Source organism: Mycetocola zhadangensis, from assembly GCF_003668565.1.
GTDB lineage: Bacteria > Actinomycetota > Actinomycetes > Actinomycetales > Microbacteriaceae > Mycetocola_A > Mycetocola_A zhadangensis.
Genome location: NZ_RCWJ01000002.1, coordinates 158,512 through 178,175 on the forward strand (window position 1 = coordinate 158,512; position 19,664 = coordinate 178,175).

A 19,664-nucleotide genomic window follows, 5' to 3' on the forward strand; every position below is an offset into this window, starting at 1 on the left:
ACACCCTAAGCGTCCTGTCACCGTGCGGCCTAAAATTTCAGGCCGAAGCTACCAGCTCTGTATCGTCGCCGAACTCCGCAACCGCCGCCGGGCCAGTCGGCTGATCAGGCGTCATCACGTCTTGCACTATCAGCCCAACTCCGGCAAATGCTGCTGCAGCAAGAACCCAGGGCGAGACATTATTCACCAACACGCCGATTGATCCCACCCCCGCACCGATTATGATGCAGAGGAGATCGAGCGGCCAGCGCCGACGGGTCGCTGGCATAAAGAATCCGGGGAAAGCTCGCGAGACGGCAACTGCGAATGCGATCAGTGCCGAACCCCAGATAAGCGGGCCTAGAGATAGCGACGCAGGATCACTGTTCAGTACCAGCTCAACCGACGCGTTCGCAATGCTCCATGCGGCTACGGCGCCGATTATCGTCATTCCGCTGTTGAGTATGCGGCCAATCTGGCTATTGTTAATCACTTTTGTAGTGTATGGCTGTTGGTCGGAGCGACTCAGCGCATGTGGGCTCCAGGTCGCACCTCGTACGTCAGCGCTCCAGCGCCGACGGCAGTTGGAGTGGGTGGTTGAATTCTTCTGCGGCCTGCCGCGCGGCTTCAACAAGAAACCGAAATGCTGAATGGGTTATGGCCGTGATCACAGCGCTCCGCAAAAGACTTCGCACGCTTCGTCGAATCGCCCGACGTCGGCCCGCACGGTAGCCGCCTTCTGTGTCTCCCGCACTTCGTAAACGATCAATTCGCCGCCCACTGCTTGCCGTGGTTGCTCACCGCATTGAGCAACACACGACAAAGCACGCGCCTCCTCCACTGTCACACAGAGTTCACATCGGGGACGCGATTGCGCATCTTCGAGTCGAGCTCAATGAGTCGAAACGTAGTTCGCGGGTGGACATCGCCGCGGCCGTCTATCGCACCATGACGGCTGCAAATGACCTCATCCGAGCGCTGACCTACCTATCGGCGGAACTCGGACTAGATGAAGATGGAATATTCCGCGACAGCAGCCACCGAGAGTACGGTGACTTCGAGCTGTACAACAAGCGGGTCGACGCGCGTACGCCATACCTACTAAAAAGGAACGGAAGCGAAGACACCGACGGCTACAGCACATGGATGTGCCCTGCAGGCAGCCGCAACCCGACCCTCACTTGCGACATCAAAACCAACATGGGAGTCAACGACCCAGCTTCTCCCTACAACATCGGCAGAAGGAAGAGCCTGATGCCGGTCATAAATATGCCCCGACAGCTAAAGGGCAACTCCATCTGCACGAACAAGACATCGGTGAAATTTCCGCCGAAGGCCGGAGCGAAATACTTTCAGCACCTTCAGTACGGCACAGAGGATTGGCGAGCCATGTATTCAACCGCACGGAACACCATTGAAGGGTTTAACGCCTTCGTGAAGGACCCCGGCCGCGAAGCGCTCGACGCTGCAGCCCGACGGCGACTCCGCGGCGTGACCGTACAGTACTTTCTGACAACACTTCTCGTCGCCGCCGCCAACCTCCGGAAAATCAGCACCTTCCTCGACGGTATCAATTCCGCGATAACGCCAGAGAAGAAGGTCCAAAAGCGCGCCCGGCGACGTGAACTTACCCCGTTATCTCCCTGGGCAACCGCTCCTCGCACGAAGGCCAAGGCACCACCGGGCTAACGTTCAGCCGGCGTCTCAAATCTCATAGCTCGCCTCGAGCCCTTCACCTTTTATACGGACTAATCGTCGCGCCAATATCCCCGTCCTCGGGTCATGCTGATGAGCGTGACGTCCCGGACGACGCGAAACGGGCTACAAAGAGCCGCTAACAAACACAAAAGGCCACCGAAATTCGGTGGCCTTTTTGCTTTTCCAGAGTTTCCTGAACTAACCGATCAAGAAAGCTGAACTACCCACTGTGCGCGAGGGGGGACTTGAACCCCCACGCCCTTTCGAGCACTGGCACCTGAAGCCAGCGCGTCTGCCAATTCCGCCACTCGCGCAGTGTTGCGACACGCGTGCGTGTCAACTCAGCGAGATTAGCATGGCGCGAGCCCATTCGCCATTCGAGAGCTACCCACTCTTGAGCAAACGAACGGAAAAACGGCGCGATTCCGCGCTTCACAGGCGTCTCCTCACCCTTTTGAGTGTCACTCACAGCCCCGCCTACTAACATGTGCATAGCCATTTGACGCGATCGGGAGACCTGTGGGCATTCTGGACAACTTCGAGAAGGGTCTCGAACGTGCCGTAAACGGTGCGTTCGCCAAGACCTTCCGTTCGGGGCTGCAACCGGTCGAAATCACCTCGGCTCTCAAACGCGAAGTCGACACGAAAGCGGCTGTCGTCAGCCGCGAGCGAATCCTCGCCCCCAATCAGTTCGTAGTACACATGTCGGCGTCCGACCACGAACGGATGTCAGCCATCGGGCCGGCCCTCATCGACGAGATCACCGGAGTTCTTCAGAAGCACGCGAAAAACCAGGGTTATTCGTTTGCCGGAGGAATCAGCATCCGTCTGAAACAGGATTCGTCACTCAGTGACGGGATGCTGTCGGTTGACTCGGTCAACGTCAAGGGACAGGTGTCCTGGACACCGGTTCTCGACATCGGTGGCAAACGCCACCCGCTGACCAAAAGCCGCACGATCATTGGTCGGGGCAGCGACGCAGACATCACCGTCGACGACTCAGGCACGAGCCGCAAGCACGTCGAAATCCTCTGGGATGGCGAGCGCGCACAGGCCCGCGACCTGGGTTCGACGAACGGTTCGACACTCAACGGTCAGGCCTTCAGCCAAGCGGCCCTTGACCCCGATTCGGTCGTACAGATCGGTCGGACGCGTATTGTATTCCGAGTGTTGGCACAGGCTACGACCCGAAACTCTCCGGCGGAACCCGATGATTCGACCCGCGCTTACGAAGCCGGCGACGGATTTTGGGGGCCCGCCCGGTGAGTGAACTCACTCTGCTGGTCCTTCGGATCGGCTTCCTCCTTTTGCTGTGGTTCTTTGTCTTCGCCATCGTCTATGCGTTGCGCTCTGACCTCTTCGGTCAATCGACCCGCAAGACCCCTGCTGCCGCCGCTGCAGCAACGCCATCGGCGCCCAACGCGGCGCCGCGCGCTCCGATCGTTCCGCCGCACGCCGCCGCTCCACCGCCCTCGCTCCCTGTGCCACCGCGCAAGCACGAGAAGGCGACGATCCACAACGTCAGCCGTCTCGTCATCACGGCCGGTCCTAAGGAAGGCCTCGAGGTCTCACTCGGCCGCGACCCGCTGACCATCGGTCGTGCCCCAGACTCCGGCCTCGTCATCCGCGACGACTACACCTCGACCCACCACGCCAAGCTCCTGCTGTGGAACGAGGAGTGGATGGTTCAGGACCTGGACTCCACCAACGGCACCTTCCTCGGCGGCAAGCGCATCAGTTCACCAACGCAGATCACACTCGGCACCCCGATCAAAGTCGGCGCGACCAGTTTCGAACTGCGGCGGTAGGCGATGACGAAGGCGGGCGACTCCGCGGCCCTCTCCCATGTCGGGAAGATTCGGTCCAACAATCAGGACTCCGGCTACGCCGGTTCGCACCTGTTTATTGTTGCCGACGGCATGGGTGGGCACGCAGGCGGCGACGTGGCATCCGCTATTGCACTGAAAAGAATTATTGAAGCGGATGCTGTTTACACCAGCGCGCAAGACGCCGAAGCGGCCCTGCAATCCGCGATTATCGCCGCAAACAACGAGCTCGCTGATGCCGTGTTCGAGCACCCGGAGCTCGGCGGAATGGGAACAACGGTCGACGCGATCGCCGCGGTCGGTAACGAGATCGCCATTGCGCACATCGGCGATTCACGCATCTACCTGCTCCGTGACGGCGAACTGAGCCAGATCACCACAGACCACACCTTCGTGCAGCGACTCGTTGACTCGGGCCGCATCACCGAGGAAGAAGCCATGGTCCACCCCCGCCGCTCGGTGCTGATGCGCGTGCTCGGCGACGTCGACTCGAATCCCGAGATCGACACCATGGTGATGGGAACCCACCCGGGCGACCGATGGCTGCTCTGCTCCGACGGGCTGTCAGGTGTCGTCGACAAGGATGCCATCGAGGCCACCCTCGCCCAGGAACTGCCGGCGCGGCAGGTGGGCGAGCAGCTCGTCCGCAAAGCGCTCGACGGTGGCGCACCAGACAACGTCACGGTCGTCATCTACGACGTCGGTGTTGAGCGGTCGGCGAACGCTCAGACCCCGGTTATCGTCGGGTCAGCATCTCGCCCGCTCGCCTATCAGAACGAAGCGCCGAAGCGATCGGGCCTGCTGCCGTCACTGCGCCTGCACTCGGCACGCCCGAACCCGCTCGCCTCGAGCCACTTCGAACCGGCGTCTGAGGATTACCTCGACGAGCTCATCGAAGAAGATGCCCGCCGCGCGCGCCGCCGGCGGCTGACCTGGCTGGTCGGAACCATCGCGCTCGTGCTCGCGCTGCTTCTCGCCGGGCTCCTCGGCTACGCCTGGACGCAGTCGCGTTACTTCGTCGGAGAAGACAGCAACACAGTTGTCATCTACCAGGGCATCCAGCAGGACATCGGACCGTTCAGCCTGTCGCATGAGTTCAAGGACACCGGCATTCCCGTGTCTCTCCTCTCTACCTATGACCGCCAGCAGGTGGAGCAAACCCTCAGCGCCTCATCGCTCGAGGAAGCTGAAGAGATCGTGTCGCGGTTGAGAACGACAACGTCCAAGGAAGGAGAGGGAGGCGAATGACGAACACCACCAACCCGACGGCCGCAACGGTCAAGCCCTCCTTCGCTCCCGACACCGGCGTGCTGCGCACCATGCGCAAACTGCATTTGCCCCAGAAGCTTCGCAACCGCGAACTGGCCCTCCTGCTCTTCGCCTGCGCCATTAACTCGGTCGCCATCCTCCTTGTCCAGCTCGGCGCAACCGGAGCGATCGACCTCAATCTCCTTTACCTCGGCGCCGGTTTGTCTGTGCTCGTCATCGGGCTGCACATCTGCCTGAGGTACGTGGCGCCGCGAGCCGACCCGCTCCTCCTGCCCATCGCCACCGTGCTCAACGGCCTCGGCATCGCCATGATCTACCGGATCGACCTGGCCAAGAGCCTCTCCGGCTGGGCCGCGGCGTCCACGCGACAGATCACCTGGTCAGCTGTCGCGATTCTCGCGGCCATCGTCGTGATCCTCGTCATTCGCAACTACCGCGTGCTCTTCCGCTACACCTACGTCTTCGGTGCGCTGGCCTTCGTCCTCCTGCTCCTGCCCCTGGTGCCCGGGCTCGGCCGCGAGGTCAGCGGCGCCCGTGTCTGGATCAGCCTCGGCGGTTTCGGCAGCTTCCAGCCCGGTGAGATCGCGAAGATCGCACTGGCTGTGTTCTTCGCCGGATACCTCGTGCGCACCCGTGACAGCCTGTCGATGGTCGGCAAGAAGTTCCTCGGCGTTCGCTTCCCCCGGCTGCGCGACCTCGGCCCGATCCTCGTGGTCTGGGCCCTGTCGATGCTCATCATCGTGTTCCAGCACGACATGGGGACAGCGCTGCTCTACTTCGGCCTGTTCACGGTCATGCTCTACATTGCAACTGGGCGCCTCAGTTGGATCCTCATCGGATTCGGCCTCTTCGGCACCGGCGCCTTCTTCGCGGCGCAAACGCTTACCTACGTGCAGGGACGTTTTCAGAACTGGCTGGATGCTTTCAGCCCGGCTGTCTACGACGCCACCGGCGGGAGCTACCAACTCGTTCAGGGAATCTTCGGGCTTGCCCAGGGTGGGCTGATTGGCACAGGACTCGGACAGGGACGCCCCCAGCTCACGCCCCTGTCCCAGAGCGACTACATCATCGCGAGCCTCGGCGAGGAGCTCGGCCTGGCCGGCCTGTTCGCGATTCTCGGACTGTATTTGCTGTTCGTCTCGCGCGGCCTTCGCATTGGATTCGCCGGACAGGATGACTTTGGCAAGCTCTTCGCGATCGGCCTGGCGTTCACCGTCGCGCTGCAGGTGTTCATCATGGTCGGTGGAGTCACCCGGGTCATCCCGCTCACCGGTTTGACCACCCCGTTCCTGGCTGCCGGCGGTTCATCACTCGTGGCTAACTGGATCATCGTCGCCCTGCTCCTCCGAGTGAGTGACAGTGTGAAAACCGGGCCAGCATCGGAGGTGTCAGCGTGAACCGAGAACTCAGACGGGTGAGCATCGTGGTGCTCGCGATGTTCGCAGCCCTGTTCCTCTCCACCACAGTCATCCAGGTGGCGCAGGCCGACGCGCTTCGCCTCGACTCGCGGAACACCCGTGCCCTCTACGACAGCTACGACACCGAGCGGGGGCCCATCCTCGCCGGAGGAACGGTCATCGCCCAGTCGGTCCCAACCGGTGACCAGTACGCGTTCCAGCGGCAATACCCGCAGGGCGAGTTGTACGCACCCGTCACCGGCTACTTCAACCCGACTCAGGGTTCGGCTGGCATCGAGCGGTACATGAACGACTACCTCTCCGGCACCTCGAACTCCCAGTTCCTGGACACCATAAACCGCATCATTGCCGGCCAGGCCCCCAAGGGCGCTGCCGTTGAAGTGACCATCGACCCGGTGGTCCAGCAGGTCGCGTTCGACGCGCTCGGTGATCGCCAGGGCGGTGTCGTCGCCATCGAGCCGTCGACCGGCCGCATCCTCGCCATGGTGAGCACACCCACCTACGACCCGAATGTGCTGGCAAGCCACGACTCGCAGGCGGTCATCGACGAATACAAGGCGCTTCAGGCGGATGACCTCAAGCCGCTGTCCAACCGCGCAACGAGCGGAGACATGAACCCGCCGGGTTCCTCCTTCAAGATCATCGTCGCCGCCGCTGCCCTCGCGAGCGGGAAGTACACAGCAGACAGTGAGTTCCCCAACCCGGTCAGCCTCCAGCTCCCTGGAAGCAGTTCCGAGGTCTTTAACTGGACCCGTGCCGCCTGCGGCCCCGGCGAAACTGTCACTCTTCGCGAAGCACTCCGCCAGAGCTGCAACGTTCCGATGGCCGAGCTCGCGATCCAGCTCGGCGACGACGCCATCCGCGAGCAGGCAGAGAAGTTCGGCTTCAACTCGGAGGTCTCAGTGCCATTCCCCGCTGGCAAAAGCATCTACCCGTCAGGTCTCGACGACGCCAAAACCGGTCTGACCGGTTTCGGACAGTACGAGGTGCGCACGACACCGCTGCAGATGGCGATGACATCAGCAGCCATCGGCAACGACGGCGAACTGATGGCTCCCACCCTGGTCGATAGGGTGACCGGCCGAAACCTTGAGGTCCTCTCGAGCTTCGAGCCGGAAGTCATGGCGGAAACTCTCGATGAGGAGAGCTGCGTCGAGCTGACCCAAATGATGGTCAACAGTGTCTCAGACGGGCAATCCAACGGTGCAAGAATAGAGGGGGTCGATGTGGCTGGAAAGACCGGAACAGCGCAGAACGGCACGGACGAACCATACTCACTGTGGTTCACTGGTTTTGCGCCAGCGGAGAACCCGGAAGTCGCGGTCGCGGTCGTCGTCGAAAATGATGGAAACCTTGGGCATCACAGCTCGGGCAACATCGTGGCCGCTCCCATAGCCAAGAAAGTCATAGAGGCGGTGCTGAACAAATGAGACCCACAGCTGGGGTCACCTTCGGGGGGCGCTACGAGCTCGAGTCCCGTATTGCCATCGGTGGCATGGGTGAAGTGTGGAATGCCACAGACCTCGTCATCGGACGCAGTGTTGCCATCAAGATCCTCAAGGACGAGTACCTGGGCGATCCGAACTTCCTCGAACGGTTCCGAACCGAGGCGCGTCACGCCGCCCTTGTAAACCACGAGGGCATCGCCAACGTCTTCGACTACGGCGAAGAAGAAGGCAGTGCATTCCTCGTCATGGAACTCGTTCCTGGCGAAGCGCTGTCCACCATGCTCGAACGCGAACACGTGCTGTCGACCGACAAGGTCCTCGACTTCACCGCCCAGACCGCCGCCGCTCTTCAGGCTGCCCACGCGGCCGGGCTCGTTCACCGCGACATCAAGCCGGGAAACCTGCTCATCACGCCAGACGGTCGGGTCAAAATCACCGACTTCGGAATCGCCCGCATCGCGGACCAGGTTCCGCTGACGGCAACCGGACAGGTCATGGGCACCGTCCAGTACCTCTCGCCGGAGCAGGCCTCAGGTCACGCCGCGTCGCCGACCACCGACATCTACTCCCTCGGCATCGTTGCGTACGAGTGCCTCGCAGGTAAGCGCCCGTTCACCGGTGAGTCGCAGGTCGCGATCGCCATGGCGCAGATCAATGAGACTCCACCACCACTCCCCGTGACGGTGTCCGAGCCTGTTCGCAACTTCGTGCTTTCGATGATCGCGAAGAACCCCGCTGATCGTCCGGCATCCGCTGCCCACGTAGCCCGTGCGGCGCAGGCACTGCGTCGTGGTGACGTCTCGGCGGCCACTGTGGCCGTCCCCGCCGTCGCTGGAGACCTGCCGACAGCGGCAACCACTCTTCTCGGCGCGAACTCGGATGCTGAAACAACACTGCTCGGGACGTCGAGCCTCGACTCAACCGAGGTCACGACCTCGACAGCCGAGGTCCCGGTCACTGAGAAGAAGAAGCGAAGCCCGTGGACCTGGCCGCTCATCGCTCTCATCGCCATCCTTGCCGTGGTCCTCACTGGCACGGTGATCGCTCTCGTCAATCAGAATGGCAACGAGCCTCCGGTCGAGACCACGTCGAGCGCACCAACACGAGCGACTCCTCCCCCGTCAGAGACACCGACGCCTGAACCGACGTCGAACCTGATTTCGGTCAGCCAGGGTGATTTCGTCGGTCTCTCTTACGATGAAGCCGCGGCAAAACTTTCCTCGCTCGGACTCGCGTCTGAACGGGTCGACGGGAACGCCGCGAGCTCGCAGGATGAGGTCGGAATCGTCTACGCGATCAACCCGGAGGGAAACCTCGAGAAGGGCCACATCGTCAAAGTCACCGTGTACAGCGCGATGGCGGAGATTCCGACACCAACCGCAACGCCGACCCTGTCTGGCGACGCGTGCACAGACACCAGCTGCACCACTCTCAAGCCAGGTGCAGAAGTCACCGTCAACTGGGCCGCATTCACTCGTTGCCCGGCCGGAATGCAGCAGCTCGGCTACCGCATCACGGTCACAGGCGGAACGTCACAGGCCGCTGGCGGCGCAGTGCAGTCCAACACCGCCAAGGTCACCGTCGGCGCAACCGAAGGTCCGTTCAGCGTGACCTACAGTGCGTTCTGCGGCTCCGAAGAGACCGGCCAGTCACCGGCAGCGAACGCGACTGTGCAGGCTGCGCCCGCAACGGAGCCAAGTAACTGACGCTTTTCCACCCGACTAAGCTGTACCCAGTGAAATGTGACTGCTGAAGGAGTTCATGAGTGGCTGACGAACAACGCCTGCTCGCGGGGCGCTATCTCGTCGGCGACCTGATCGGTCGCGGTGGAATGGCCAACGTTTACCGCGGGACAGACACCAAGCTCGGACGTACAGTCGCGATCAAAATCCTCAAGGCCGATCTGGCAACGGATCCCGCGTTCCGTACGCGCTTCCGCCAGGAAGCACAGGCGGCGTCACGCATGGCGCACCCCACGATTGTGCGGGTCTTCGACGCCGGCGAGGAAACCGTCAAGAGTGACGACGGTCGCGTGACGCGCGAACCGTTCATCGTGATGGAGTACGTCCACGGTGAAACCCTGAAAACGGTCATCGCCGAAGGGCCGATCGAGGCCTCACGCGCCGTCACGATCGCAGAAGGCATCCTCACGGCACTCGAGTACTCGCACCGTGCCGGCGTCGTCCACCGCGACATCAAACCCGGCAACGTGATGATCACGACTGAGGGCAACGTCAAAGTCATGGACTTCGGCATCGCCCGCGCCGTTTCCGACTCGTCATCGACCGTCGCACAGACCACCGCGATCCTCGGCACAGCCTCGTACTTCTCGCCGGAACAGGCGAAGGGTGAGACCGTCGACGCACGAACCGACCTGTACTCAACCGGTGTGGTCCTCTTCGAGATGCTCACGGGTCGCGCGCCCTTCCGTGGCGACACCGCTGTGGCCGTTGCCTATCAGCACGTGAGCGAAACAGCGGTGAAGCCGTCGAGTGTGAACTCCAAGGTCTCACCGGCCCTCGACAGCGTTGTCATGCGCGCGCTCAAGAAGGACAGGTACGAGCGCTACCAGACTGCGGCTGAATTCCGTGACGATGTCGAACTTGCCGGTAGCGGCAAGATCCCGGTGCACCGGGACAACGACGAAGTTGCCACAGCCCTCTTCGGCCCGTCGCCGACCGCCGCTTCGAGCACCGAGCAGGCGCTTCGCCAGCTCACCAGCGACGACTCTGTCACTCGCACGCAGCGCCGCCCACCAGTGGTGTGGATCTGGGCGGGCATCGCCTCTGTCGCCGTTGTGATGATCGCCGTCATGATCTGGGTTCTCTCGCTGGGCTCGGCGCAGCCCCTTCCGGCAGCATCACGCGCCGTTCCCGATCTCGCTGGCGTGAGCGAACAAAGCGCAGTCGATACCCTGAGCGAGCTCGACCTCGTGGCGAGCGTCGTCAACGAGATCAGCCCCGATGTTGCACAGGGCACCGTCATCCGCACCGATCCTGGTGAGGGAAGCAAGGTCCCGCCGAAGACCGTTGTTCGTGTTGTTGTTTCCACTGGCGCCCCGACCGTGGCGGTTCCCGATGTATCGAATAAGTCGACTGAGCAGGCGCAAACGGATCTCACGGGTGCCGGACTGTCCGTCGGCGCCATCAACCGCGAGAACTCTCCGGACAAAGCTGCGGGGACCGTCATCAGCACAGACCCCGTCGCCGCAACAGAGGTCGCCGAGGGTACAACTGTGAACCTGCTCGTCTCGAGCGGTCTCGTCACCATCCAGGATGTTCGCGGTCAGAGCCTCAACGTGGCCACCGACCTTCTGGAGGACCCGACAGTGGGCCTCAGCGTCCTGCCGAAGCCAGACCCCGCCTGTGTGACCGAACCGGGTAACCCCGTCACGAACCAGTCCCTGGCCCCCGGCGACGTCCCCCAGCAGTCGGAAATCGAACTCACTTACTGCACCGGCTAGTCCTCCGGCGCGAACCCGCGGGTACCGCCATGCTCGACTGAGTGCGGGGGCGTCACGCGCCTCGTGTTGGTCGTCTCGGCGTGCGACAAGCTTTTTGCAATCGGGGTCGGCGCGCTCGCTCTCGACACCAGCGCCGACCGGCTGACACCGTAAGCCGTCGCCCGCATCGCTGGCGCCCCACAAGCAGCTATGCGGTCTACGAGGCCCGCGCCTATCGCCGACTGTGCTCCCGCGCATCGGTGATGTTCCGCCTCGGGGTTCTCGCAGCGCCGAGGTGATTTTGCGAGCGGATGCCACGACACAAGAAAAGCGGTGACCGCGACGTGAGTCGCGGCCACCGCTTCTTGTCTGAACTGATTACCGGAGCGTGTTGTCGCTCGAGTAGTCGGTCGTGCTAGGCAGTCCGCCGCCGTCCGGGGAAACATAACCCTCGGTGGAGTACGTGTCCGTGCCAGACGTGGTGTCGGACGACGAGTCGTCTCCGCCACCGCGGATGTCGTCAGACTGGGACTTAGCGTCGTCCTTGACGTTGGAGACGGCTTCGGCAGCCGCCCCCTTCACGGACTCAGCCGCTTCCTTTGCCGGCTCCTTGAGGTCCTCAGCGAAGCCCTTTGCGGTCTCCTTGAGGTCGTCGACGAGGGGCGCTGCCTTGTCCTTCGCGGTCTGAGCGAACTGCCTCTCCTTGCTGGAGGCAGGAATCAGCGAGGCCGCAAGCAGGCCAATGCCGAAGGCGATGACGCCGACGGCGACCGGGTTGCCCTTCGCTTTGCTGACTGCGGAGGAGGGCATGTTGCCGACGTGGGACGCCTTATCACCGACGTGCGAGGCAGCGTCGCTCAGGTGAGACGTGGCGTTGTCCGCGACGCCCATGACGTTGTCCTTAACCTTACGGCCGAAGCCCTTGACCTTTTCGGTCTGGCGGTGCGCAATGCTCGACGGGCTTACCTTGTCGGCGAGGGCGTCGACGTCGTTGCCGAGTTCACGGCGTGTTTCCTCGATTTCCTGGCGGATTGCTTCGGGGTTGTTCGTCATCTCTGATCCTCACTTGTCTTGAATGCCTCAGGCACCTTTTTCAGTGTTTCTGCAGTCTTGGGCGCACCCTTGATCTCTTCGACTTCCTTCTTTCCGCGCATCGCCAGAACTGCTGCGACGATGCCCCAGATGACGGCGACGATAATCGCCGACCAGACATTGCCTGTCAGGTAGCCGAGGCCCCACCAGAGTGCGATGGAAAGAAACAGGAGAACGAAGAAACCGGCGATTCCAGCTCCACCGAACATCCCGGCACCCTTACCGGCCTTCTTGGCCGATTCGGACAACTCAGCCTTGGCGAGTTCTACTTCCTGCCGGAACAGCGTCGAGATATCTTTGGACACCTCGCCGAGGAGCTGGCCGAGGGACTCGGTCTGCCCATTGGGGTCTGGTACATAAGGGTCGGTCATCGAAGATCACCGGATTCGGTGTAACCGCCAGTGGTGACTGGCTCAACGTAACCGGTGTCGGTCGTGTAGCCGGGCTCAGTGACGGTTGTCGTTGTGTCGGCGTATGCCGGCGGAGCGACGTAGCCGAGGTCAGCGGCCGTCGAGTCGAAGGTCTGGGTCGGTGCCGCGTACCCGTTCGATGTTGACGACGATGAGGTACTCGTCGAGTCATCTCCACCGGTCAGCGACTTTGCCAGCCGACCAACGACGATTCCCGCACCGGCGGCGATGGCGATGAAAACGCCGGGACGCTGACGTGCGAAACGCTTGACGTCGTCGAGCAGCCCTGCCGGGTCGCGGTCTTCGAGCCAGCCTGCGACACCTTCGACACGCGAAGCGGCCTGCGAGACCAGGTTGGATGCCATGCCCGGCGTCTCGGACGAGTCTGCCATTGTGCGCAGCTGGTCGCTCACCGTGCGGACGCCGCTTGCGGCGCGTTCCTGCTGGGTTGTTACCTGCCCGCTGAGCTGCGAGCGAACTTCGCCGAACAGGTTCTTCGCCTGCGCGCCGACTTCCTGCTTGACGTTTGATGCGCCGTCTGCCGCAGTAGACGCGACGTGGCTTCCGGCTCCGCGAACGCGATCGGTGGTGGATGTATCGTCTGCACCTGTTGAAGTTTGGGTCATGATTCTTCCTCCTCGGAGGAGACCGAGCCACCGCATCGGTGTGAACGGTGGCGTTATGGTCTCGAGTCGTGTGTCAAGAATCTTCGCCCGATTCGGAAGTTAAGCCAAGCTTTCAACCAAGGCTTGACACCCTGCGAAGAGGGGAGTATCGCGCGGCTGCGAGAACCGAGAAATAGGCGAACTCACAACCCAATTCGGGCCCTTGCGGAGGGCACTGTGAGGGAGTAGGCATGAGGAATCCGGGACCACGTGAGGGGAGCTACGGCTACGGCCGGGACCGCTCAGAGTGGAGGCTGTTACGCATCACGCCAAGCGCCCAGCATTCGCAATTGCGGTTCTGATACTTCTCTTCGGTGCCAGCGGCTGTTCGGCTCCCACCGGAGCCGGTTCGGCGGACGCCGATTTGTGCCAGGAATCCACCGATACACCAACGGTTGTTGACTCGACCGACCGACCTCTCGCCTTCACGTCTGACCGCTCGGGAAACTTTCATTTGTGGTTGATGGCAATCGACGGATCAGATCCGGTCCAACTGACCACCGGTGACAATACCGGATTTATGCCTGCCTGGTCTCCGGACGGGACACGACTGGCGTTCGCATCCGCCGTCGATCAGGAACATTACGGCGATATCTGCGTGATCAACGCTGACGGCACGGGCCTGCGTAACCTCACTAACTCCGCCGACACGGCGGAGTACGTCCCCACCTGGTCACCCGACGGCACGCAAATCGTTTATGTGCGCTGGGGCGAGAGCGTCAGTGAGATTCATGTCATGAACAGTGACGGCGGGAAAAGTCGTATGCTCACGTCAAATGGCGAGTGGCCGAAATGGTCCGCGGACGGCGAGCAAATTGTGTTCGTTTCTGACCGCGGCTCCACCGGAACAGAACTCTGGACCATGGCTCCGGACGGCAGCGATCAGACCGTGCTGACGGACATGGACGGTGCACCAACGGAACCCTCCTGGTCGCCCGACGGAGAGGCGATAGCCTTCGTGCTGGGCACAGGCAACATCGAGGATTCTGACCCGGTGAAATGGAACGAGGACATATTCGTGATGCCCGCGAACGGTGGGCCGGCCAGGCAAATCACGAGCTCCCAGGGAAATGACCACTGGCCTCCGGCGTGGTCACCGGATGGTACCCAGCTGGCCTTCACGGCTGATGGGAAGGCGAACGTCGGCAAGATCGTGATCGTCGACCTGGATTCCCTCGACATAGAGACCGTGAGCAACGGCGATGGTCACGATATGTTCCCCGCCTGGCGTCACTAACCTGGTGCTAGCTTCGGCTGGACTCCGCCTGCATCAGGGGGGTGAGGCCCTTGGCCGTCTCCGCAGCCTGGGGAAGGCCGGCCGCTGCGAGCCAGTTACCCAACATGAGGTAGCCGCCCTCAGTGAGCACGCTTTCCGGGTGAAACTGCACGCCGAAGATGGGCGCAGTGGCGTGCCGGAGTCCCATGATCACGCCGCCAGCCGTGTGACTGGTCACTTCAAGGTCCGCGGGCACAGTTCCGTTTACGACGGCAAGGGAGTGATACCGGGTTGCGGTGAACGGCTGGGGCACCCCGGAGTAGAAGGAACTGCCGTCGTGCTCGACCAGCGATGTCTTTCCGTGCATGAGTTCCTCGGCGTTGGTAACCGTTGCGCCGAACGCCTCGGCAATCGCCTGGTGCCCGAGACAGACACCGAGCAGCGGTGTTTCGGAGTCGAGTGCGGCGTTCACGACCGCGATCGAGACGCCGGCGTCTGCAGGGGTTCCGGGGCCGGGCGAAACGAGAACAGCGTCGTACTCGGAAAGCCGCGCCGCGGCATCCGCTTTCTTGAAGGTGTCGTTTCGCACAACATCGGTCTCGGCACCGAGTTGGAGCAGATAGCCGTTCAATGTGTAGACGAAACTGTCGTAGTTGTCGATCACAAGTACTCGAGTCACGTCAGCCTCTACTCTTCAACGGTTACTTCTTGCGTGTCGACGATGTCTTGCACCCAGGGAAAGACCCACGTCGCCAACACATACAAAACTACAGCGATCAGAACGATCACAATGAGAATGCGCACCCAGATCGGTCCGGGGAGGGCGCGCCAGAGGGCCGCATACATGATCTAGCTCTCCAGAGGTTCGGTGAGGGAGTCGGGTGGGCCGGCTGCCGCGGGAGTCCAGGATTCGAACAGGCCGTAGGCGACGATGCGCTCGGCTTGCGAAAAGACGGGGTTGCAGCTCGTCAGGGTGATGACTGAATCGGTGGCGACGACGCCATCGGCTTGCGGAACAGCATCAAGCACCCCGACACCCGACGGCTGCACATACTCGGTCGAGCGATAGCGGTAGGTGTACCAACCCTCGGGTACTTCGATCACAATGGCATCGCCGACCTGGAGGGAACCGATGGCGTTGAGCGGTTTTCCGTGGGTGTTGCGGTGACCGGCGATGGCGAAGTTTCCCACCTGACCCGGCATCTGTGTGTCGGGGTAGTGCCCAAGACCGAGGGGGTCGAGGGTGCGCGCCTTCGATACGCCACCCGACAGTTTGGCCGCGTAGTCGGGTCCGAAACGCGGAACGTGCATGATGCCGAAAGTCTCGGCGTCTCCCGGCTGGGGAAGAATCACCGGTTCGCCGTAATCCACAGGCTGTGAATTACTCTCGGAGGGGATCGGATCGGCCGTGGGCCGGGTCGCCGCCCACTGTTGACTGAGTTTCGCAGCCTCGTTGTCCTGTGCCGCTCGAACTATCGCGTCGTTTACCCAGAGCTGCCAAACGAGGAAAAGCATGACCAAAACTCCGCCTGTGATCAGGAGTTCTCCAATCACCCCGACCACACTGATCCGTGACGTCGGGCGCGGAGCCTTCGTCGCCGACTGACGCCGGCGGGCCGCCCGGGTGCTCGGCGCTTCTGGCTCGATCGAAGACATGCGGGCAAGTCTATCCGGCGCGCCTCAGGGGGAGATGTCCACACTTTCCACGGGGTTCTCCACACAGTTATCCACAGGCTGGGGATAATTACACCGGTGTAATTGTCCACACTGTTAATGAGGGTGTTAATAACTCGCGACCCGGAGTTTTGCGGCTTTCAGCGTTAAATGCGAAATCACCCGCTGCGAGGCCGCCCGGAGCGGCTTCGCAGATCGGGTGATCTCGAAGATGGGGCTGGTTAGCGCCAGCGGGTTGTCATGAGGAAGCCGATGAAAGCGATTCCGAAACCAACAACAATGTTCCACGATTCCAGTGCCGCAATCGGGAGGGCGCCCTGGCTGACGTAGAAGACGATGATCCAGATGAGACCGACGAGCATAAAGCCGAACATCACCGGCTTGAACCACACCGGGTTGGGTGCCTGTTCGCCGGATCGCTGCGCGCTCGTTGGCGCTTGGGTGCTCTTCGTCTTCTCGCGTGCCATACGGATGATTCTAGCCGGTAGAGCCGTCGGACCGCGCCTTTGTCGGCTAGAAGACGAAGTGAACCAGGCTGAGGGCTATCAACACGAGGGAGAAGGCCCCGATCAGAACTGCCTGAAGGCGCTTTTGCCGCAACCTTCTGGTTTGGTAATAGATGAGGCCGACAACCGCACCGCCGATAAGACCGCCAACGTGGGCCTGCCACGCGACGTTCGTTCCGGGGATGAAACCGATAACCAGATTGATCGCGACGAGAACGAGGAGCCCGTTCATGTTGCCGCCCAGTTTGCGCTGAATCACGAGGAAGGCGCCCATCAAGCCGAAGATCGCTCCCGACGCGCCCACAACGGCCTGGTTCGGCGCTGAGAGGAACAGAACGCCGAGGGAGCCAGCGAATGCGGAGATCACATACAGGGCCAGGAATCGAGCCCGCCCAAGCATTGGCTCAAGTGCCTGCCCAAAGAGCCACAACGAGTACATATTGAGGCCGACGTGAAGGATGAAGTTCTGGGAGTGCACCAACGCTGTGGTCAGCATCCGCCACGGCTCGAACGCAAACGGGTAGGAGTAAAGGCCAGCGTAGAGCAGGCGCTCGGTGACCCCGAGTCCAGGAATGAGCTGCAGCAAGAAGACCAGTGCCGTTACGGCAAGGATGCTGTAAGTGACAACCGGCTTGTCCGTCGAGCGGCTGAAGAAACCGGTCCGGGTGCGCGTCCGAGGCGCAGTCTTGCGCTGCTCGTTCATGCACTCCGGACAAATGACGCCGACCGCACCTGGCGTCTGGCATTCGCCGCAGACGGTACGCCCACACCGCTGGCAGAGCACGAAGCTCTGACGGTTGGGGTGCCGATAACAGAAGTTGTTGCGCTGAACCGGGGGAGTGGAGTTCGAGGTCATCGAATGACCGCTAGCAGCCGTTTGTTATACGTCGGCAACCGTGATGCTCTCGATGACGATGTCGTCGAGCGGGCGGTCACGGGCGTCACGGGGAACCTCAGCAAGCTTGTCGACAACCTTGCGGCTTGCCTCGTCCTCGACAGCACCGAAGATGGTGTGCTTGCCCTGGAGCCAGTTGGTTGCTCCTACTGTGATGAAAAACTGAGAACCGTTGGTTCCCTTTCCACCGATCGTTCCAGCGTTCGCCATTGCGAGCATGTACGGCTCGTTGAAGTTGAGGTCAGGGTTAATCTCGTCGTCGAACTTGTAGCCGGGTCCACCGGTTCCGTTGCCGAGCGGGTCGCCGCCCTGAATCATGAAGCCGGGGATGATGCGGTGGAAGATAACGCCGTTGTAAAGAGGCGTTCCCTTCTTCGACTCGCCGGTCTTTTCGTCCGTCCAGTCAATGTCGCCTGTCGCGAGGCCCACGAAGTTCTTCACCGTCTTGGGTGCATGGTCACCGAACAGGTTGACCTTGATTTCTCCGTAGTTGGTGTGAAGGGTGGCGACAGCGGTGTGCTTTGACATGTTCCCAATTCTTACACATCCGCTGACACTGTCAGGTGGCGTTCAGGCCATTCGGTGGCAAGATGGAGACCTGTCGCGTTTAAACGAGATCAATGGAGGTCAGCGGTGAGCCTGTCACGCAAGCGTAAGAAGGAACTCAAGCGACTCAAGGGAGACGCAAACGACCTGTGGCGTGCCCAGCAGGAGATCCTCGATCACGCCAACCACGTCGCTCGCGAAGCGTCGAGACAACTGAGTGCTTACGGTCGTGAGCAGGTTGTGCCATCGGTGATCAACACATACGAGCACCGCGTCCAGCCTGTCGTTGAGCGTGGATACGCCGCATCCCGCGGCATCGTCGACACGGCGAAGCACAGCCTCGACAAGGCCGTACTCCCCGCGATCGGTGGTGTTGTCGGCTCGGTTCTCTCGATCAGCGACATCGCCAAGGACACTCGTGTTCGCTCGGCACTTGAGCGTCTGCAGCACGCCACGCAGCCGGCACCCAAGAAGAAGACGTCGAGTGCCGGCAACGTCATTGCCGTCGGCGTCGGCGTCCTCGCCGCTGCGGGCGTCGCATATGCCGTCTGGCAGACGTTCCGCGCCGACGACGAACTGTGGGTTGCTGACGAAGAGCCGGCGCTGCCGAACCTCTAAGCGTTGAAGAAGTGAATGGCCGGTCCCAAACGGGGCCGGCCATTTTTTCGTTAAGCGGTCTCGGTGGCAGTTCAGCGCGCCGCCAGGCGCACCCGAGCCGGTGACTCTGAGTCGATCCTCGCTCGAGCCCTAGCTGTGACCGTTGCCCGCTTGGGTCTGCGGGTTCTCAAGCATGTCCAGGGCGACGGCCACGAGTCCGACGGTGTCCAATTCAGAAAGAGAAGCGAGCGGATGCCACGCGGCCATGTCGGTAGATCCGCCACGTTCGTCAGTTAGCTCACCTCCGGTCACCTGAGCGCGATAGACGATCCGCAAAGCGTGAAGGGGTACAACCGCTGAGGGATCGAGCCTTTGCTCGGCCGGAACCACGTAGGAGTGGATCCCAAGGAGATTGTCGAGCTTCGCGGTGTAGCCGGTCTCCTCAAGGATCTCGCGCACTGCGGCATCGGCGGGGTCTTCGCCGGGGTCGATTCCACCGCCGGGAAGGGTCCACCCGCTGCGCCCTCCCTCGTTCCAGTGAGCAAGAAGAATGTCGTCGTCTTTGATGACGACGCCGTAGGCAGCCACGCGGATATCCATTGGCCCAATGTACAGATGCGCCAGCCCGTCAGTGAACCTTCGGGCTAACCGCCCTTCCGCGGTGATGTTCGAATGATTGACGCTCAAGTGTGAATAACTCACAGGGCGTTAATCGGGAATCATCTGGGAATCCATCCACAGCTGTGGAAAGCGCTGTGGATAACTACACGCACGTAATTCGCATCCAAATCCCACGCTGCACCGATGGAATCGAATCTTAATTCGGAGTCGCTGTCGGCGCAGTTGCTAATCCAGCCGCCGTGCCTGCCACCCTTCGTGGTTGGGGGATCTGGCCACAATGGCCGGCGAGCGTGTGCGGGGACCCGGGCCACCGCCCGAGGAGGAATGTGGCACCGAGGATGGTTCATCCCGGGAGGCTGGGG

The 19,664-nt window shown here is 61.8% G+C and carries 21 protein-coding genes and 1 tRNA gene; 10 read left to right on the top strand and 12 right to left on the bottom strand.

Features of this window, described 5'->3' with window-relative positions; all coding sequences use genetic code 11:
- Nucleotides 1-37: 37 nt before the first annotated feature.
- The gene (locus D9V28_RS07225; protein ID WP_121659071.1) at nucleotides 38-472 is read right to left on the bottom strand and encodes a hypothetical protein; all 435 of its coding nucleotides are present in this window, start codon (nucleotides 470-472) and stop codon (nucleotides 38-40) included.
- A gap of 425 nt (nucleotides 473-897) precedes the next feature.
- Here D9V28_RS07225 and D9V28_RS07235 point away from each other — a divergent pair, with 425 nt between their 5' ends.
- On the top strand, nucleotides 898-1,668 hold the full coding sequence (locus tag D9V28_RS07235; RefSeq protein ID WP_121659072.1) for a hypothetical protein: 771 nt from the start codon (nucleotides 898-900) through the stop codon (nucleotides 1,666-1,668).
- Between the two features lie 239 nt (nucleotides 1,669-1,907).
- Here the strand turns inward: D9V28_RS07235 and D9V28_RS07240 are convergent.
- A tRNA-Leu gene (locus D9V28_RS07240) sits at nucleotides 1,908-1,991 on the bottom strand.
- 205 nt (nucleotides 1,992-2,196) lie between these two features.
- On the opposite strand from D9V28_RS07240, the gene D9V28_RS07245 reads away from it, so the two are divergent.
- From D9V28_RS07245 to pknB, 7 genes are read left to right on the top strand one after another with little or no spacing between them, the layout of a single operon-like run.
- Nucleotides 2,197-2,943 (top strand): FHA domain-containing protein, encoded by a 747-nt coding sequence (locus tag D9V28_RS07245; protein ID WP_121659073.1) that lies wholly within the window; start codon nucleotides 2,197-2,199, stop codon nucleotides 2,941-2,943.
- The gene (locus tag D9V28_RS07250) at nucleotides 2,940-3,485 is read left to right on the top strand and encodes an FHA domain-containing protein FhaB/FipA (protein ID WP_121659074.1); all 546 of its coding nucleotides are present in this window, start codon (nucleotides 2,940-2,942) and stop codon (nucleotides 3,483-3,485) included. Before D9V28_RS07245 ends, D9V28_RS07250 begins: the two co-directional genes overlap by 4 nt.
- A 3-nt stretch (nucleotides 3,486-3,488) precedes the next feature.
- The gene (locus D9V28_RS07255) at nucleotides 3,489-4,751 is read left to right on the top strand and encodes a Stp1/IreP family PP2C-type Ser/Thr phosphatase (RefSeq protein WP_121659075.1); all 1,263 of its coding nucleotides are present in this window, start codon (nucleotides 3,489-3,491) and stop codon (nucleotides 4,749-4,751) included.
- Nucleotides 4,748-6,169: an FtsW/RodA/SpoVE family cell cycle protein gene (locus D9V28_RS07260; RefSeq protein ID WP_121659076.1), complete on the top strand. Its 1,422-nt coding sequence runs from the start codon at nucleotides 4,748-4,750 to the stop codon at nucleotides 6,167-6,169. The genes D9V28_RS07255 and D9V28_RS07260 overlap by 4 nt, the downstream gene beginning before the upstream one ends.
- Nucleotides 6,166-7,620 (top strand): peptidoglycan D,D-transpeptidase FtsI family protein, encoded by a 1,455-nt coding sequence (locus D9V28_RS07265; protein ID WP_121659077.1) that lies wholly within the window; start codon nucleotides 6,166-6,168, stop codon nucleotides 7,618-7,620. The genes D9V28_RS07260 and D9V28_RS07265 overlap by 4 nt, the downstream gene beginning before the upstream one ends.
- Nucleotides 7,617-9,344 carry a protein kinase domain-containing protein gene (locus D9V28_RS07270; RefSeq protein WP_121659078.1) on the top strand — a complete coding sequence of 576 codons (1,728 nt, stop codon included), beginning with the start codon at nucleotides 7,617-7,619 and terminating at the stop codon, nucleotides 9,342-9,344. Before D9V28_RS07265 ends, D9V28_RS07270 begins: the two co-directional genes overlap by 4 nt.
- Nucleotides 9,345-9,403: 59 nt before the next feature.
- Nucleotides 9,404-11,101, top strand: a complete 1,698-nt coding sequence (gene pknB, locus D9V28_RS07275; protein WP_121659079.1) for a Stk1 family PASTA domain-containing Ser/Thr kinase — start codon at nucleotides 9,404-9,406, stop codon at nucleotides 11,099-11,101.
- A 357-nt stretch (nucleotides 11,102-11,458) separates the two neighbouring features.
- Here the strand turns inward: pknB and D9V28_RS07280 are convergent, their stop codons facing one another.
- From D9V28_RS07280 to D9V28_RS07290, 3 genes are read right to left on the bottom strand one after another with little or no spacing between them, the layout of a single operon-like run.
- Nucleotides 11,459-12,133 (bottom strand): DUF3618 domain-containing protein, encoded by a 675-nt coding sequence (locus D9V28_RS07280; RefSeq protein ID WP_121659080.1) that lies wholly within the window; start codon nucleotides 12,131-12,133, stop codon nucleotides 11,459-11,461.
- Nucleotides 12,130-12,543, bottom strand: coding sequence for a phage holin family protein (locus D9V28_RS07285; protein WP_121659081.1), 414 nt, complete (start codon nucleotides 12,541-12,543; stop codon nucleotides 12,130-12,132). Before D9V28_RS07285 ends, D9V28_RS07280 begins: the two co-directional genes overlap by 4 nt.
- A complete protein-coding gene (locus D9V28_RS07290; RefSeq protein WP_121659082.1) occupies nucleotides 12,540-13,208 on the bottom strand; it encodes a hypothetical protein in 669 nt (222 codons plus the stop codon). The genes D9V28_RS07285 and D9V28_RS07290 overlap by 4 nt, the downstream gene beginning before the upstream one ends.
- 502 nt (nucleotides 13,209-13,710) lie before the next feature.
- Between D9V28_RS07290 and D9V28_RS07295 the strand changes: the two genes are divergently transcribed.
- Nucleotides 13,711-14,484, top strand: a complete 774-nt coding sequence (locus D9V28_RS07295) for an LpqB family beta-propeller domain-containing protein (protein ID WP_183086459.1) — start codon at nucleotides 13,711-13,713, stop codon at nucleotides 14,482-14,484.
- Nucleotides 14,485-14,491: 7 nt separating this feature from the next.
- Here the strand turns inward: D9V28_RS07295 and D9V28_RS07300 are convergent, their stop codons facing one another.
- From D9V28_RS07300 to D9V28_RS07320, 6 genes are all read right to left on the bottom strand, one after another.
- Complete coding sequence (locus D9V28_RS07300; RefSeq protein WP_121659084.1) at nucleotides 14,492-15,142, bottom strand: anthranilate synthase component II; 651 nt, start codon at nucleotides 15,140-15,142, stop codon at nucleotides 14,492-14,494.
- An 8-nt stretch (nucleotides 15,143-15,150) separates the two neighbouring features.
- A complete protein-coding gene (locus tag D9V28_RS16075) occupies nucleotides 15,151-15,309 on the bottom strand; it encodes a hypothetical protein (RefSeq protein ID WP_183086460.1) in 159 nt (52 codons plus the stop codon).
- A 3-nt stretch (nucleotides 15,310-15,312) separates the two neighbouring features.
- Nucleotides 15,313-16,119 carry a class E sortase gene (locus D9V28_RS07305; protein WP_121659085.1) on the bottom strand — a complete coding sequence of 269 codons (807 nt, stop codon included), beginning with the start codon at nucleotides 16,117-16,119 and terminating at the stop codon, nucleotides 15,313-15,315.
- A 239-nt stretch (nucleotides 16,120-16,358) separates the two neighbouring features.
- Nucleotides 16,359-16,604 carry a cell division protein CrgA gene (locus D9V28_RS07310; protein ID WP_121659086.1) on the bottom strand — a complete coding sequence of 82 codons (246 nt, stop codon included), beginning with the start codon at nucleotides 16,602-16,604 and terminating at the stop codon, nucleotides 16,359-16,361.
- Nucleotides 16,605-16,650: 46 nt separating this feature from the next.
- Entirely contained in the window at nucleotides 16,651-17,499 is an 849-nt protein-coding gene (locus tag D9V28_RS07315; protein WP_121659087.1) for a rhomboid family intramembrane serine protease, read from the bottom strand.
- Nucleotides 17,500-17,523: 24 nt separating this feature from the next.
- A complete protein-coding gene (locus tag D9V28_RS07320; RefSeq protein WP_121659088.1) occupies nucleotides 17,524-18,066 on the bottom strand; it encodes a peptidylprolyl isomerase in 543 nt (180 codons plus the stop codon).
- Between the two features lie 105 nt (nucleotides 18,067-18,171).
- On the opposite strand from D9V28_RS07320, the gene D9V28_RS07325 reads away from it, so the two are divergent.
- Nucleotides 18,172-18,702, top strand: coding sequence for a DNA helicase (locus tag D9V28_RS07325; RefSeq protein WP_121659089.1), 531 nt, complete (start codon nucleotides 18,172-18,174; stop codon nucleotides 18,700-18,702).
- 129 nt (nucleotides 18,703-18,831) lie between these two features.
- Here D9V28_RS07325 and D9V28_RS07330 read toward each other — a convergent pair whose 3' ends face one another.
- Entirely contained in the window at nucleotides 18,832-19,281 is a 450-nt protein-coding gene (locus D9V28_RS07330) for an NUDIX hydrolase (RefSeq protein WP_183086461.1), read from the bottom strand.
- Between the last annotated feature and the right edge of the window lie 383 nt (nucleotides 19,282-19,664).

Coding starts and splice junctions, on each gene's coding strand:
- D9V28_RS07255 (WP_121659075.1), top strand. CDS start 3,489: ATGACGAAGGCGGGCGACTCCGCGGCCCTCTCCCATGTCGGGAAGATT.
- D9V28_RS07260 (WP_121659076.1), top strand. CDS start 4,748: ATGACGAACACCACCAACCCGACGGCCGCAACGGTCAAGCCCTCCTTC.
- D9V28_RS07270 (WP_121659078.1), top strand. CDS start 7,617: ATGAGACCCACAGCTGGGGTCACCTTCGGGGGGCGCTACGAGCTCGAG.
- D9V28_RS07280 (WP_121659080.1), bottom strand. CDS start 12,133: ATGACGAACAACCCCGAAGCAATCCGCCAGGAAATCGAGGAAACACGC.
- D9V28_RS07285 (WP_121659081.1), bottom strand. CDS start 12,543: ATGACCGACCCTTATGTACCAGACCCCAATGGGCAGACCGAGTCCCTC.
- D9V28_RS07290 (WP_121659082.1), bottom strand. CDS start 13,208: ATGACCCAAACTTCAACAGGTGCAGACGATACATCCACCACCGATCGC.
- D9V28_RS07295 (WP_183086459.1), top strand. CDS start 13,711: ATGGCAATCGACGGATCAGATCCGGTCCAACTGACCACCGGTGACAAT.
- D9V28_RS16075 (WP_183086460.1), bottom strand. CDS start 15,309: ATGTATGCGGCCCTCTGGCGCGCCCTCCCCGGACCGATCTGGGTGCGC.
- D9V28_RS07305 (WP_121659085.1), bottom strand. CDS start 16,119: ATGTCTTCGATCGAGCCAGAAGCGCCGAGCACCCGGGCGGCCCGCCGG.
- D9V28_RS07310 (WP_121659086.1), bottom strand. CDS start 16,604: ATGGCACGCGAGAAGACGAAGAGCACCCAAGCGCCAACGAGCGCGCAG.
- D9V28_RS07315 (WP_121659087.1), bottom strand. CDS start 17,499: ATGACCTCGAACTCCACTCCCCCGGTTCAGCGCAACAACTTCTGTTAT.
- D9V28_RS07320 (WP_121659088.1), bottom strand. CDS start 18,066: ATGTCAAAGCACACCGCTGTCGCCACCCTTCACACCAACTACGGAGAA.
- D9V28_RS07330 (WP_183086461.1), bottom strand. CDS start 19,281: ATGGATATCCGCGTGGCTGCCTACGGCGTCGTCATCAAAGACGACGAC.